The sequence below is a fragment of the Streptomyces sp. NPDC102451 genome, from assembly GCF_044765485.1.
Lineage (GTDB): Bacteria > Actinomycetota > Actinomycetes > Streptomycetales > Streptomycetaceae > Streptomyces.
Genome location: NZ_JBIWKD010000005.1, coordinates 399,596 through 413,252 on the forward strand (window position 1 = coordinate 399,596; position 13,657 = coordinate 413,252).

The 13,657-nt window shown below is 71.9% G+C and carries 11 protein-coding genes; 4 read left to right on the top strand and 7 right to left on the bottom strand.

What is annotated here, in order from left to right; translation table 11 throughout:
- Positions 1-15: 15 nt before the first annotated feature.
- Positions 16-438, bottom strand: a complete 423-nt coding sequence (locus tag ACIRD8_RS14765) for a helix-turn-helix domain-containing protein (RefSeq protein ID WP_403990302.1) — start codon at positions 436-438, stop codon at positions 16-18.
- Between the two features lie 14 nt (positions 439-452).
- Positions 453-821, bottom strand: coding sequence for a type II toxin-antitoxin system RelE/ParE family toxin (locus ACIRD8_RS14770; RefSeq protein ID WP_403990304.1), 369 nt, complete (start codon positions 819-821; stop codon positions 453-455).
- A 338-nt stretch (positions 822-1,159) separates the two neighbouring features.
- On the opposite strand from ACIRD8_RS14770, the gene ACIRD8_RS14775 reads away from it, so the two are divergent.
- The 3 genes from ACIRD8_RS14775 to ACIRD8_RS14785 all read left to right on the top strand — a co-directional run bounded on the left by ACIRD8_RS14775 (position 1,160) and on the right by ACIRD8_RS14785 (position 6,978).
- Complete coding sequence (locus tag ACIRD8_RS14775) at positions 1,160-4,852, top strand: ABC transporter ATP-binding protein (protein ID WP_403990745.1); 3,693 nt, start codon at positions 1,160-1,162, stop codon at positions 4,850-4,852.
- Between the two features lie 72 nt (positions 4,853-4,924).
- Complete coding sequence (locus ACIRD8_RS14780; RefSeq protein WP_403990306.1) at positions 4,925-5,416, top strand: hypothetical protein; 492 nt, start codon at positions 4,925-4,927, stop codon at positions 5,414-5,416.
- Between the two features lie 77 nt (positions 5,417-5,493).
- Positions 5,494-6,978 carry a S28 family serine protease gene (locus ACIRD8_RS14785; RefSeq protein ID WP_403990308.1) on the top strand — a complete coding sequence of 495 codons (1,485 nt, stop codon included), beginning with the start codon at positions 5,494-5,496 and terminating at the stop codon, positions 6,976-6,978.
- Positions 6,979-7,023: 45 nt separating this feature from the next.
- On the opposite strand, the gene ACIRD8_RS14790 is transcribed toward ACIRD8_RS14785, so the two are convergent.
- From ACIRD8_RS14790 to ACIRD8_RS14800, 3 genes are all read right to left on the bottom strand, one after another.
- Positions 7,024-7,659 (bottom strand): hypothetical protein, encoded by a 636-nt coding sequence (locus ACIRD8_RS14790; protein WP_403990310.1) that lies wholly within the window; start codon positions 7,657-7,659, stop codon positions 7,024-7,026.
- 100 nt (positions 7,660-7,759) lie between these two features.
- Entirely contained in the window at positions 7,760-9,610 is a 1,851-nt protein-coding gene (locus tag ACIRD8_RS14795; RefSeq protein ID WP_403990312.1) for a glycoside hydrolase family 3 protein, read from the bottom strand.
- A gap of 150 nt (positions 9,611-9,760) precedes the next feature.
- On the bottom strand, positions 9,761-10,675 hold the full coding sequence (locus ACIRD8_RS14800) for a LysR family transcriptional regulator (RefSeq protein ID WP_403990314.1): 915 nt from the start codon (positions 10,673-10,675) through the stop codon (positions 9,761-9,763).
- A 99-nt stretch (positions 10,676-10,774) separates the two neighbouring features.
- Here ACIRD8_RS14800 and ACIRD8_RS14805 point away from each other — a divergent pair, with 99 nt between their 5' ends.
- Positions 10,775-11,677, top strand: a complete 903-nt coding sequence (locus ACIRD8_RS14805) for an EamA family transporter (protein ID WP_403990316.1) — start codon at positions 10,775-10,777, stop codon at positions 11,675-11,677.
- A 10-nt stretch (positions 11,678-11,687) separates the two neighbouring features.
- Here ACIRD8_RS14805 and ACIRD8_RS14810 read toward each other — a convergent pair whose 3' ends face one another.
- Together ACIRD8_RS14810 and ACIRD8_RS14815 are read right to left on the bottom strand one after the other, a co-directional pair.
- Entirely contained in the window at positions 11,688-12,476 is a 789-nt protein-coding gene (locus tag ACIRD8_RS14810) for a sugar phosphate isomerase/epimerase family protein (protein ID WP_403990319.1), read from the bottom strand.
- Positions 12,477-12,542: 66 nt separating this feature from the next.
- Positions 12,543-13,610 (bottom strand): LacI family DNA-binding transcriptional regulator, encoded by a 1,068-nt coding sequence (locus ACIRD8_RS14815; protein WP_403990322.1) that lies wholly within the window; start codon positions 13,608-13,610, stop codon positions 12,543-12,545.
- Positions 13,611-13,657: the final 47 nt, after the last annotated feature.

The following is a 13,657-nucleotide window of genomic DNA, read 5'->3' on the forward strand; positions in this document are numbered from 1 at the left end:
TCCGGGCGGCGGCCGTCAGCCCCCGGCTGCCGCCCGCGGCTCGCTTGCAGTCTCCCGCCCGGGTTCCGAGGAGGAAGGAGCTGTCTCCTCCGTGGCCTCCCGCGCGATGAACGCCACCTGGACATCGTCCCCGTCGAACTCCAGGCTGAAAGAAGCATTCATCGCCTTGGCAAGCCTGGCCAACAGGGGGACCGTCGGCATGGAGCCGCCGAGTTCCAGTTTGGACACCTGGGGCTGGGTCATTCTGGCGCGTCGCGCGAGCTCGGTCTGTGCGATCCCCAATGCCGTTCGGCGGTCGTACACCGCTTGCCCGAGATCCCATGCCAGGTCGAGCTCCTGGCGTCGCCGTACCCTCTCGGCGCTCTCCTCGTCGTCGTCCGCAATGCTCTCTGCGACCTTCCGGTCCCGGGCAAGCTTCCACTGTGCGTGACTCACCATGTGACTCTCCCTCTCTAGACGTCGCGAGTGAACGTGTCATGCGCCGGCTTGTGCTCAGCCTCGCAAGTGGCCTTCGCGCGCTTGGCGCGAGCGACTTCGGCATTCTCGCGTTGGCGCGTCTTGCGGAAGACAGTGAGAAGGACGACTCGGCGCGCAGGGGCGAGCCAGTACGAGATTCGAACTGCCTCACGATGGCGCCCCACCTCGAAACGCAGCTCCCGAACGCCGTTCCCCAAGTATCTGGAGTGCGGCTCGCCCAGGGTCGTGGCACGCCTGGACAAGCGCTCAGCGGCATGCGCAGCTCGCTCGTAGTCGCTTGCCGACAAATTTGTCAGCCACAGTCGGACCTCCGGCTCGATCTCGACAATGAACTCGTTATCCATACACAGGACGCTATATGCCTCACAGTGTATGGCTCGCGGTCCCGAGAGGAAAGTCGGCCCAACGAGTGGCGGGAGCGCGGCGGGTTGACGCCCGGTCCTAGGACCACTCGCCCCCGAGTTCGGCCCATCGGCCGAGAATTGTTGCGGGAGGATGAAATCCGCAGCTGGCCGCGTTGGAGACAGGCGGCAGGACCAGGCGCGGCAACGGGGCGAAGCAGGAGGCACGGGTGGGCGCGGAGAACGCGGAGAAACAGGACGCGCAGAAGCAGGACGCGGGGAAACAGAGTGCGGGTGAACCCGGCGCGGAGCAGCAGAGCGCGCCCGGGTGGGGCCGGCGGCTGACCGCGTACGCCTGGCGCTACCGGCGCAACGTGGTGCTGGCGCTGGGTTCCTCGGTGGCGGGCATGGCCGTGATGGCGCTCGTCCCCCTCATCACCAAGGTCATCATCGACGACGTCGTCGGCAGCCACACCCGCTCCCTCGGCGTGTGGACCGGCCTCCTCGTCCTGGCGGCCGTCCTCGTCTACGTCTCCACCTTCGTCCGCCGCTACTTCGGCGGACGTCTCGCCCTGGACGTCCAGTACGACCTGCGGACCGAGATGTACGACACGATCACCCGGCTCGACGGGAGACGGCAGGACGAGCTCTCCACCGGGCAGGTCGTCGGGCGGGCCACCAGCGACCTCCAGCTGATCCAGAGCCTCCTCTTCATGCTCCCGATGACCATCGGGAACATCCTGCTCTTCCTCATCTCCCTGGGGATCATGGCGTGGCTCTCGCTGCCCCTGACCCTCATCGCACTCGCCGTCGCCCCCGCCCTGTGGTTCATCGCCCGCCGCTCCCGGGCCCGCCTCTTCCCCGCCACCTGGTACGCCCAGAGCCAGGCCGCCGCCGTCGCCGGAGTGGTCGACGGGGCCGTCTCCGGGGTCCGGGTCGTCAAGGGGTTCGGCCAGGAGGAGCAGGAGACCGGCAAGCTCCGCGAGGTCAGCCGCAGGCTCTTCGCGGGCCGGCTGCGCACCATCCGGCTGAACTCCCGCTACACCCCGGCGCTCCAGGCCGTCCCCGCGCTCGGCCAGGTCGCCATGCTGGCCCTCGGCGGCTGGCTCGCCACCCGGGGCGAGATCACGCTCGGCACGTTCGTCGCCTTCTCCACCTACCTCGCCCAGCTCGTCGGCCCGGTCCGGATGCTCGCCATGGTCCTCACCGTCGGCCAGCAGGCACGCGCCGGTGTGGAGCGTGTCCTGGAGCTGATCGACACCGAGCCGTCCATGGCGGACGGCACCAAGCGGCTCCCGGCCGACGCCCCCGCGAGCGTCGAGTTCGACGACGTCCGCTTCGGCTACGACGACGACCGCCCCGTCCTGGACGGCTTCTCCCTCACCATCGAGCCGGGCGAGACCGTCGCCGTCGTCGGCTCCTCCGGCAGCGGCAAGTCCACCGTCTCGCTCCTGCTGCCCCGCTTCTACGACGTGTCGCACGGCGCCGTCCTGGTCGGCGGCCACGACGTCCGTGAGCTGACCCAGGACTCGCTGCGGGCCGCCATCGGGCTCGTACCGGAGGACAGCTTCCTCTTCTCCGAGTCCGTCGGCGCCAACATCGCGTACGGATACCCCGGCGCCACCCAGGAGCAGATCGAACGGGCCGCGCGCGCCGCCCAGGCGCACGGCTTCATCTCCGAGCTGCCCCAGGGCTACGACACCAAGGTCGGCGAGCACGGGCTCACGCTCTCCGGTGGCCAGCGCCAGCGCGTCGCGCTCGCCCGCGCCCTCCTCACCGACCCCCGGCTGCTGCTCCTCGACGACGCCACCTCCGCCGTCGACGCCCGGGTCGAGCACGAGATCCACGAGGTCCTGGCGCAGGTCATGGAGGGCCGCACCACCCTCCTGATCGCCCACCGCCGCTCCACCCTCGGCCTCGCCGACCGCATCGCCGTCCTCGACCAGGGGCGGCTCGCCGACATCGGCACGCACGAGGAGCTGGAGCGCCGCTCCGCGCTCTACCGCAGGCTGCTCACCGACCCGGACGAGCTGGGCGGCACCTCACCCGGACACCGCCCGGCGGTCTCCACGGCGCCCGAGGACGACCGCGCGCTCGACGCCGAGCTCGACGCCGAGTTCGACGCCGAGCGCGGTGTCACCCCCGGACTGTGGATCCGCAAGGAGGAGCGGCGCGACTCGGCGGCCGCCGGAATGCCCGCCACCCCCGAGCTGCTCGCGCAGGTCGAGGCGCTGCCTCCCGCCACCGACACCCCCGTCATCGACGAGGCGAGCGCCGTGCGCCCGGAGAAGTCGTACGGCCTGCGCAGGCTGCTGCACGGCTTCGGAACCGCGCTGCTGGTGAGCCTGGGGCTGGTCGCCGTCGACGCGGGCATGGGACTGCTCCTGCCCGTCCTGATCCGCCACGGCATCGACGACGGCGTCACCAAGATGGCGCTCGGCGCGGTCTGGGCGGCGGCCGGATTCGGACTGCTCGCCGTCCTCGCGCAGTGGGCGGCCCAGATCGGTGAGACCCGGATGACGGGCCGCACCGGCGAACGGGTGCTGTACTCCCTGCGCCTCAAGATCTTCGCGCAGCTCCAGCGGCTCGGCCTCGACTACTACGAGCGCGAGCTGACCGGCCGGATCATGACGCGGATGACCACGGACGTGGACGCGCTGTCCACGTTCCTGCAGACCGGTCTCGTCACCGCCTTCGTCTCCGTCGTCACCTTCTTCGGCATCACGGTCGTGCTGCTCGTCCTCGACATCCAGCTGGCGCTGGTCGTCTTCGCGACGCTGCCGCTGCTGATCGTCGGCACGTTCTTCTTCCGCCGCAAGAGCGTCAAGGCGTACGAGCTGGCCCGTGAGCGCATCAGCGTCGTCAACGCCGACCTCCAGGAGTCCGTCGCCGGGCTGCGGATCGTCCAGGCGTTCCGGCGCGAGCGCGACGGCGCCGAGCGGTTCGCGGCGCGCAGCGACCACTACCGCCAGGCCAGGGTGCGCGGCCAGTGGCTGATCTCCGTCTACTTCCCCTTCGTGCAGTTGCTGGCCTCGGTCGCGGCGGCCGCCGTGCTGATCGTCGGTGCGGGGCGGGTCGACAACGGCACGCTGACCACGGGCGCGCTGGTCGCCTACCTGCTCTACATCGACCTGTTCTTCGCGCCCGTGCAGCAGCTGTCCCAGGTCTTCGACGGCTACCAGCAGGCCACTGTCTCCCTCGGCCGGATCCAGGAACTCCTGCGGGAGCCGACCTCCACGGCCGACCACGACGAGCCGCTGGACGTGACGTCGCTGCGCGGCGACATCGCCTTCGAGGGCGTCTCGTTCGCGTACGCCGACGAGGAGGAGGCGCTCACCGGGATCGATCTGCGGATCCCCGCGGGCCAGACCGTCGCCTTCGTCGGTGAGACGGGCGCGGGCAAGTCCACCCTGGTCAAGCTCGTCGCCCGTTTCTACGACCCGACGAGCGGGCGGATCACGGCGGACGGCACGGACCTGCGGCTGCTCGACCGGACGGCGTACCGGCACCGGCTCGGAGTCGTACCGCAGGAGGCGTACCTCTTCGAGGGCACGGTCCGCGACGCCATCGCGTACGGGCTTCCGGAGGCCACCGACGCCCAGGTGGAGGCGGCGGCCCGGGCGGCCGGCGCGCACGACATGATCGCCACCCTGGAGGACGGCTATCTGCACGAGGTCGCCGAGCGGGGCCGCAACCTCTCGGCCGGCCAGCGCCAGCTGATCGCGCTCGCCCGCGCCGAGCTGGTCGACCCCGACATCCTGCTGCTCGACGAGGCCACCGCCTCCCTCGACCTCGCCAGTGAGGCCCAGGTCAACCAGGCCACCGACCGGCTGGCAGGACGGCGCACCACCCTGGTGGTCGCCCACCGGCTGACGACGGCCGCCCGGGCCGACCGGGTCGTGGTGATGGACCGGGGCAGGGTCGCCGAGGACGGCACGCACGACGAGCTGCTGGCCAGGGAGGGTACGTACGCCCGGCTGTGGCGCACCTTCATAGGGGAGGGCATAGGGGAGGACACGCCGGCGGGCGTATGACGCCGCTCCGCAACTGAAGGCCGTTCTCCCGCGTCGTACACCCATGCGGACATGCGTCCGATGAGGGTCAGTATGTTCGACGATGCGGACGGGGTGGACGACGTGGATGGGGTGGACGGTGTGACGAGACCGCTGAGGACATCGGGACCGACGGGCCTGGCGGGACGGATCCGGCGAGCGGCGGGCCGGCGCACGGTGGCGTCGTTCCTCGTCCTGCCGCTGCTCGGGGCCCTGACGCTGGTGCTGGGCCCCACGGGCCACGCGTCCGCCCAGGCCGCGTCGGCCTGCTCCGGACGGCTGGTCAAGACGGTGACGTTCTCCACGGGTTCGCTGCGCGTCTACAAGAGCCGCGCCTACGCGTGCGCCGTCGCCGTCGCCAAGAAGCCGGGCGCCCGCCGGGCGATGCGGGTGTCGCTGCAGCCGCGCGGCGGCCGGGCGGTCGTCGACAGCGGCAGCTTCACCAAGCTGGCCGGCCCGGTCACCGTGCACGCGCTGAACCGCTGTGTCCGCGCCACTGGTTCCGTCGGGGGTTCTTCCGGCTCCACGGGGTGGATCTTGTGCTGAGGTGCGAGTGGGTCTGGCGTGGCAGGTGTTGCCCCCGCTAGGTTCACGGCGACTGTCGTGAATCAAGGGGAGGGTGCATGCGCAAGGCGCTCAGAGGTGTTCTGTCGCTCGCCGTGCTCATAGGCACAGTGAGTGCGACCGGAGCCTCGGCCGGTGCGGCCACCGCCGCAGAACCGGCCGCGAAGCAGAGCAGCGGTCACACCAGCAGCAGCGAGAGCAGCAGCGCGGACATCAAGGACCGCATCCTGGCCATCCCGGGAATGAGCCTGATCGAGGAGAAGCCGTACCCCGGCTACCGCTTCTTCGTCCTGAACTACACCCAGCCGGTCGACCACAAGCACCCGTCCAAGGGCACCTTCCAGCAGCGCATCACCCTGCTGCACAAGGACACCACCCGGCCCACGGTCTTCTTCACCAGCGGCTACAACGTCTCGACCAACCCCAGCCGCAGCGAGCCCACACAGATCGTCGACGGCAACCAGGTCTCCCTGGAGTACCGGTTCTTCACCCCGTCCCGCCCGGCGCCCGCCGACTGGTCGAAGCTCGACATCTGGCAGGCCGCCAGCGACCAGCACCGGGTCTTCAAGGCGCTGAAGAAGATCTACTCGAAGAACTGGCTCACCACCGGCGGCTCCAAGGGCGGCATGACCGCCACCTACTTCGAGCGCTTCTACCCGAAGGACATGGACGGCGTCGTCGCCTACGTCGCACCCAACGACGTGAACAACAAGGAGGACTCGGCGTACGACCGGTTCTTCGCGAAGGTCGGCACCAAGGAGTGCCGCGACCGTCTGAACGGCGTCCAGCGCGAGGCCCTCGTCCGCCGCGAGCCGCTGGAGAAGAAGTACGCGGCGTACGCCACCGCGAACAACCTGACGTTCACCACCGTCGGCACGCTCGACAAGGCGTACGAGGCCACCGTGATGGACTACGTGTGGGCGTACTGGCAGTACAGCCTGCTCGCCGACTGCGACACCATCCCGGCCGACGCGCCGAACGCCACCGACCAGGAGATCTGGGACTCCATCGACGGCATCTCGGGCTTCTCCGCCTACGCCGACCAGGGCCTGGAGACCTACACGCCGTACTACTACCAGGCCGGCACCCAGCTGGGATCGCCCGACATCAAGCAGCCCTGGCTCGGGAACCTGAGCCGCTACGGCTACCAGCCGCCGCGCACCTTCGTGCCGCGCTCCATCCCGATGAAGTTCCAGCCCTCGGCCATGCGTGACGTGGACAGCTGGGTCCGGAACAACGCCAGGAACATGCTGTACGTCTACGGCGAGAACGACCCGTGGGGGGCCGAGCCCTTCCACCTGGGCCGCGGCGCCCGTGACAGCTACGTCTACACGGTGCCGGGCGGCAACCACGGCTCCAAGGTCGCCGGACTCGTCGACGACCAGAAGGCCGCGGCAACCGCCGCCATCCTGCGCTGGGCCGGGGTCGCGCCCGCGGCCGTCGAGGCCGACCCGGCGAAGGCGAAGCCCCTCGCGAAGTTCGACTCGCGCCTGGATGTGCGCGACGCCGAACTGGAGCGGAACCGGGGGACGCTGCGGCCGTAACAGGCTCGCGCCGCGCCGAAGTGGGCTGTGTCCGCCGGGTGTTGTTCACACCCGGTGGGCACAGCCCACCGGTATGTCCCCGCCCAGCTGCACATACAGATCCGTGGTGCCGGGGCAGAGGGCGCGTCGCGCCACCGCCGACCCGACCTCGAACTCCGGCGGCCGGTCGCCCGATCCGTCGCAGGCGGTCTCCCTGACCTCGCCCTCACGGAAGCTGTGGACACAGTCCCCGACGACCGTCAGCGGACCGCCGCCCTGCCCGGGATCGCCCGGGTGCGGGGACTCCAGATTGCGCATGCACGCGTAACCGCGGGGTGTGGCCGGGCCGCCGTCCGACGCGGTGGGGCCGCCCGGGGAGATGTGCAGGACGAAGTCGGTCGGCGGCGGGCACGCCGGCCCGTCCGACGGCGCGCCGGTGTAGCGGGCCAGCACCTTCGCCGCCGCCTTCTCGCTGCCGCACGAGACCTCGCGGAACACCGCACCGCGCGAGCTGCAGTCGGCCGGTCCCAGGAACTCCACCCCGTAGCCCGAGGGCGCGGCGCTGTCCTGCGGCCCGCCGGCCGGTGTGGCCGACGCACCGCCGGCCGGCTGCCGGCAGGCGCTCAGGCACAGCACCGCGACGACGGGCAGGAGAGCGGAAAGGAGGGCGCACAGCACCCCCGCGACACGCGGCTCTTCCATGGAACACCCCCCGGCACGCCCACGAGGACGTGCACCCAGCGTGACCCGCCGGGGCGGGGACACGCCAGGTGCACGGGGTGTTTTTAGCTCTTTGGGGTGGTTACGCCGAAGGGGTGGCGTACCTCCGGTACGACAGTCCGTAGCCGACGGGGTACAGCGCCTGCGCGGGGGCGTCCGCCCGCTGCACCGGGACCGGGAGCCGGCCCTCGGGCCGGGCCCGCCCCGCGATCACGCGGGCGGCGGCCCGCAGCTCGACGTCCGTCCACGAGTACGCGGCGAGGCTCGCCGCATGGCCCGTGCCCGCCAGGTGGGCGACGTCGTACGGGTTCCGGATCGCGAGCGTGATCACCGGGACCCCGGTCGCCGCCAGGGCGCTGACCAGGGTGCGCTGGGTGCTGGTCGCCGTGACGTTGTACGTGCCCACGACCACCGCGTCCTTGCCCTTCGCCGCGGCCACCGCCTCGGCGATCTTCGCCTGGGTGGGCGCCGTCCCGGTGGACAGCGCGGTCGCCGTGAACCCCAGCTCCTCGAAGGCCCCGGCGAGCGTAGTCGTCGGGGGACCGGTCGTGCCGGAGGGGGACGCCGGATCGGCGCCGACCACCAGCAGGTTCTTGTGGGACCGGCGGGAGAGGGGCAGCAGCGACCCGGTGTTGGCCAGCAGCGTCGTCGTCCGCTCCGCGATCCGGTCGGCCGCCGCGAGGTGCGACCGGATGCCGACCGTGCGGTCGACGCCCCGGTGGGTGACGTACGGGTCGCGGAACAGCCCGAGCTTCGTCTTCAGCCGCAGGATGCGCAGGATCGATTCCTCGATGCGGGCCTCGCTGATCTCGCCGCTCCGCACCGCGTTCAGGACGGCGTTCCAGGCGACGGCGAGGTCCGGCGGGTTGAGCAGCTGGTCGACGCCCGCGAGCAGCGCGAGGACGGGGACGCGCTCGTCGCCGTACTTCGTGCGGACGCCCTCCATCCCCAGGGCGTCGGTGACCACGACGCCGTCGTAGCCGAGCTCCTCGCGCAGGATGCCGGTGAGGATCGGGCGGGACAGGGTCGCCGGGTCCTCCGACGGGTCCAGGGCGGGCACCACGATGTGCGCCGTCATGATCGAGTCGATGCCCGCGGCGACGGCCGCCCGGAACGGCGGGGCGTCCAGCTCGGCCCACTGCTCGCGGGTGTGCGAGATGACGGGCAGACCGGTGTGGCTGTCCGTGCTGGTGTCACCGTGACCGGGGAAGTGCTTGGCGGTGGAGGCGATCCCGGCGCCCTGGTAGCCCTTCACCTGCGCGGTGACCAGAGCGGCCACGGACTGCGGGTCGGAGCCGAAGGAGCGTACGCCGATGACGGGGTTGGCCGGGTTGACGTTGACGTCGGCGTCCGGCGCGTAGTTCTGGTTGATGCCCAGGGCGGCCAGCTCGGTCCCGGCGATCCGGGCCGCCTCCCGGGTGTCGGAGCGCGAACCGCCCGCGCCCAGCGCCATCGCGCCCGGCAGCAGCGTCGCGGGCTCCCCGACGCGGCAGACGATGCCGTGCTCCTGGTCGGTGGAGACCAGGAGCGGCAGCGGGGTGCGGCCCGCGAGCCCGGCGCGCTGGATGCCGTTGGAGAGGTCGGCGATCTGGTGCGGGTCGCGGGTGTTGTGCGCCCACGCGAAGTAGATGATGCCGCCGACGTGGTACGTGGAGATCAGCTCCGTGGCGTCACGGACCCCGATCTCGGCGAGGTTGGCGTCGATGTCCGCCTGGTCGGGGTCGGTGGCGGAGTGCCCGTACACCCGCATCACGAAGAGCTGGCCGACCTTCTCCTCCAGGCTCATCCGGGCGATGAGCCGCTTGAGGCGGCTGTCCGTGGAGGTTCCGGCCGTGGCTGCCTGCGCGGCGCCGGGAAGAGCTGCGACGCCGGTCGCTGCGGCCACGGCCGCGGTGGCGGTGAGGAGGGTGCGTCTGGAGGTGCGGTGGTGCACGTGAGCCCCTTCCGGTGCTGAAAGAAACTTCCAAGAAGGTACGGATATATGGAAAGTAACTACCAGTCAAGAGGGCGGCCCGAGAACGGGCGTGCCACACGCGGGGGTGGGCGGACATGCCCGGACATGGGGCGCGGCGCCGTAGACCCGTCAGTCCCCGGCCGTCCGGAGCGCCTCGGCCGCCGCCCGCAAGGCCGCCACCGCAGCGGTGATCGCGGGCCGCCGCGCCGCCTCCGTACGCCACAGTGCGTACAGTCGCCGCACGGGTACGGGGTCCAGTCGCACCGCGACCACCCCCGGCGGCAGCGGGCCGCGCCCCAGCCGGGGGATCATCGCCACGCCGAGCCCGGCCGCGACCAGGGCCAGCTGGGTGTGGTTCTCCTCCGCCCGGTGCCGGATGTCCGGCTCGTACCCCGCCGCACGGAGCGTCCGTACGAGCCAGTCGTGGCACACCGTGCCGGGCGGCTGGCACACCCACCGCTCCTTCGCCAGCTCCTCCCGCCGCACCGCCTCCCGCCCGGCGAGCGCATGGCCTTCCGGCACCAGCAGGTCGCACCGGTCGTCCCCGAGCACCGCCTGCGCGAGGCCCTCCGGTGCGGGCAGCGGGCTGATGTCCCAGTCATGGGCGACCGCGAGATCGACCACGCCCTTCGCCACCAGGTCGACCGAGAGGTGCGGATCGACCTCGGTGAGCCGCGCGTCCAGCGTCGGGTGCTCCCGGTCCAGCTCCGCCAGCACCCCCGGCAGCAGCCCGCGCGCGGCGGAGGCGAACGCGGCGATGGAGAGCCGGCCCGTCGGCTGCCCCCTGCGCTGTTCGAGCGTCGTCTCCGCCTGCTCCACGATCGCCAGCAACTCCTGTGCGGTCGCGGCGAGATGGATCGCCTCCTCGGTGAGCGCCACCCCGCGTCCGCGCCGTTCGAGCAGCGTCGTACGGGTCTCCCGCTCCAGCTTGGTGATCTGCTGGGAGACCGCCGACGCGGTGTAGCCGAGAGCTGCTGCGGCGCCCGCGACGGAGCCGTGGACGGAGACGGCGTGCAGGGCGCGCAGCCGGGACAGGTCGAGCACCGGGACCTCCGGGCGAGCGGGAAGCGTGAGCGGTGCTCAATCCAACCATGAAGGAATCCGCGCTGGTGCTACACGGTCCAGGCGTCGGATGCTCGGTCCATGCGTCCTCTCCACATCGCCCTGGCCGCGCTGGTCGCCGCCGTCTGGGGCGTGAACTTCGTCGTCATCGAGCTGGGTCTCGCCCACTTCCCGCCCCTGCTCTTCTCCGCCCTGCGCTTCCTCGTCGCCGCGCTGCCCGCCGTGTTCTTCGTCGGCAGGCCCACCGTGGCGTGGAAGTACATCGTCGGTGTGGGGCTCGCCCTGGGGGTGGCCAAGTTCGGGCTGCTCTTCATCGGGATGGACCGGGGGATGCCTGCCGGGCTCTCCTCCCTGGTGCTCCAGGTCCAGGCCGTCTTCACCGCCCTGTTCGCGGCCCTGGTCCTGTCCGAACGGCCCGGCAGGACGCGCGTCCTGGGCATGGGGATCGCGCTCGCGGGCATCGGCGTGGCCGCCGTGGACGAGGGGGCGGGCGGGCCCGTGCTCGCCTTCGTCCTGGTGATCGTGGCGGCGGCGTGCTGGGGCGTGTCCAACGTGATCACCCGTAAGGCGGCCCCTCGGGACTCCCTCAACTTCATGGTGTGGGTCTCGACCGTCCCGGTGCTGCCGCTCCTCGGCCTGTCCCTGCTCTTCGAGGGCTGGGACCGCGACACCGAGGCCCTCGCGGCGCTCGACTGGAGCGGAGCCGCCATCATCGTCTACGTCGCCTGGGTCGTCACCGTCTTCGGCTTCGGCGCCTGGGGCTTCCTCCTCCGCCATCACCCGGCCTCGTCCGTCGCCCCGTTCACCCTGCTGGTGCCCGTCTTCGGGATGTCGTCGGCCGCGCTGTTCCTCGGCGAGCCGGTCAGCCCCCTGCGGTGGTGCGCGGCGGCGCTGCTGGTCGGCGGGGTGGCCCTGACCTCGCTGGTCAGGCCCCGCCCGGCCGCCGCCCCACCGCTTCCGGAGGTCCAGGAGGCGCGGGCCTGACCGGGGCCCGCTACTGCTTCGGCGCGCCGAGGCGCAGCAGGTGCTCCCGGCCCGCCGCCAGCAGCTCCGGCAGCCCTGCGGCCCCGGGGTACCAGCGCTTCTCGTACTCCCAGCAGACCCAGCCGTCCGCATCCACGGTGTCCAGGCACTCCTTCAGCGGCAGCGTCCCGGCGCCGAGGGGCAGCGGCGTGGTGTCCTCGGCGGAGGCGATGTCCTTCACCTGTACGTATCCGAGGTGCGGGGCCAGGACCGCGTGACTGGCCGCAGGCTCCTCGCCGGCCAGCCAGGTGTGCATGACGTCCCAGATCGCGCCGATCTGCCCGTGCCCGACCGGCCCCACCACCCGGGCCACGTCGGCTCCGGCGCGGTGCGAGTCATGGGTCTCCAGGAGGATCCGTACGCCCCGGTCGGCGGCGTGCGGCGCGGCTGCCCCCAGCCGCCGTGCGGCGGCCGCGTCGGCCTCCGCCGGGTCCTGGTCCCCGCCGCCGGGGAACACCCGGACGTACGGAGCGCCCAGGTCGTGGGCGAGGTCCACCAGCCCGGCGAGCTCGGCGAGCACCGGCTTGTCGTCCCCCTCGGCGGCGACCCGCGCATAACCGGCGACGGTGAGGATCTCCACCCCGCCGCGCTTGAACTCCTCGGCCACGGCGGCCCGTTCGAGCTGGGTGAGGCCGACGTTGACTGGCTCCTCGGCGTGGGTGCGCAGCTCCACCCCCTGGTAGCCGTTCCCTGCGGCGAGGCGTACCACGTCCGCCACGGGCATCCCCGGAACTCCGAGGGTCGAGAAAGCGAGCTTCAAGGTGTCTGTCCTCTCATCGGTACGGCGCGGTCCTGACGCGTACCCGCTGTTCGCGGGGGAGATTCCTCATCCCTGCCGCGGGGGCGCGGTCGATCCCCGCTCCATGAGCTCCGCCTCGATGGTCGCGATGCCGCCCGGCGGAGGTGTCTCCTTGCCCATCGCCAGCCGGCCGGCCCGTGCCCCCGCCTCGAACAGCGGCAGCCGTACGGTCGTCAGGGCGGGGACGGCGTCCACCGAGAACGGCAGGTCGTCGAAGCCGGCCACCGAGATGTCCTCGGGGATGCGGAGCCCCAGGTCCCGGACCGCCGCGCAGGCACCGAGTGCCACGGTGTCGTTCGCGGCGACGACGGCCGTCACGGCGGGTTCGCGGCGCAGGAGTTCGAGCGTGGCGTCGTAACCGGAGCTCCGGTCGTACGGGCCGTGCACGGTGACGCTCTCCTCGTCGCCGTACAGCCCCGCCGCCTTCATGGCCTCGCGGTGGCCCTCCAGCCGGTGCCGGGTCGTGGTGCGTTCCAGGGGCCCGGCGACGTAACCGATCCGGCGGTGGCCCAGGGCGATCAGATGCTCCGTGATGCGCCGGGCGCCGCCCCGGTTGTCGAAGGCCAGGGCCGCGACCACCGCGTCGGCGCCCGGCAGCGGCGGGCGGCCGCAGAAGACGATCCTGGTGCCGGCGTCCGCGAGCTTGGCCAGCTTCACCGCCATCGCGGCCTGGTGGGCCGGGTCCTCCAGCGCGCCGCCGGTCAGGACGACGGCCGCGGCGCGCTGGCGCTGCAGCAGGGTGAGGTAGGTGAGTTCGCGCTCGGGGGAGCCGCCGGTGTTGCAGACGACGGCGAGCTTCTCGCCGCCCGCACGGCCGGATCCGTCCCCCGGGCCCCCGATCTCGCTCTGCGCCGCCCCGGCCATGATGCCGAAGAACGGGTCGGCGATGTCGTTGACCAGGATGCCCACCAGGTCGGAGGTGGCGGCGGCGAGCGAGCTGGCCGGGCCGTTCAGTACGTAGTCCAGATCGTCCACCGCGCGCAGGACCCGCTCCCGGGTGGACGAGGCCACCGGGTAGTTGCCGTTCAGCACGCGGGACACGGTGGCCGGGGACACCCGGGCGCGGGCCGCCACGTCCGCCAGGGTGACTGTCATCGCTCTCCTCCGAGGAGTTCTGGAGCGGCCCCCCTTGTCCGGGCCAC

What these genes read in the sequence shown, in the direction of transcription:
- ACIRD8_RS14780 (WP_403990306.1), top strand. Translation starts at nt 4,925, where the DNA reads ATGTTCGACGATGCGGACGGGGTGGACGACGTGGATGGGGTGGACGGT.
- ACIRD8_RS14785 (WP_403990308.1), top strand. Translation starts at nt 5,494, where the DNA reads ATGCGCAAGGCGCTCAGAGGTGTTCTGTCGCTCGCCGTGCTCATAGGC.
- ACIRD8_RS14770 (WP_403990304.1), bottom strand. Translation starts at nt 821, where the DNA reads ATGGATAACGAGTTCATTGTCGAGATCGAGCCGGAGGTCCGACTGTGG.
- ACIRD8_RS14815 (WP_403990322.1), bottom strand. Translation starts at nt 13,610, where the DNA reads ATGACAGTCACCCTGGCGGACGTGGCGGCCCGCGCCCGGGTGTCCCCG.
- ACIRD8_RS14805 (WP_403990316.1), top strand. Translation starts at nt 10,775, where the DNA reads ATGCGTCCTCTCCACATCGCCCTGGCCGCGCTGGTCGCCGCCGTCTGG.
- ACIRD8_RS14765 (WP_403990302.1), bottom strand. Translation starts at nt 438, where the DNA reads ATGGTGAGTCACGCACAGTGGAAGCTTGCCCGGGACCGGAAGGTCGCA.
- ACIRD8_RS14790 (WP_403990310.1), bottom strand. Translation starts at nt 7,659, where the DNA reads ATGGAAGAGCCGCGTGTCGCGGGGGTGCTGTGCGCCCTCCTTTCCGCT.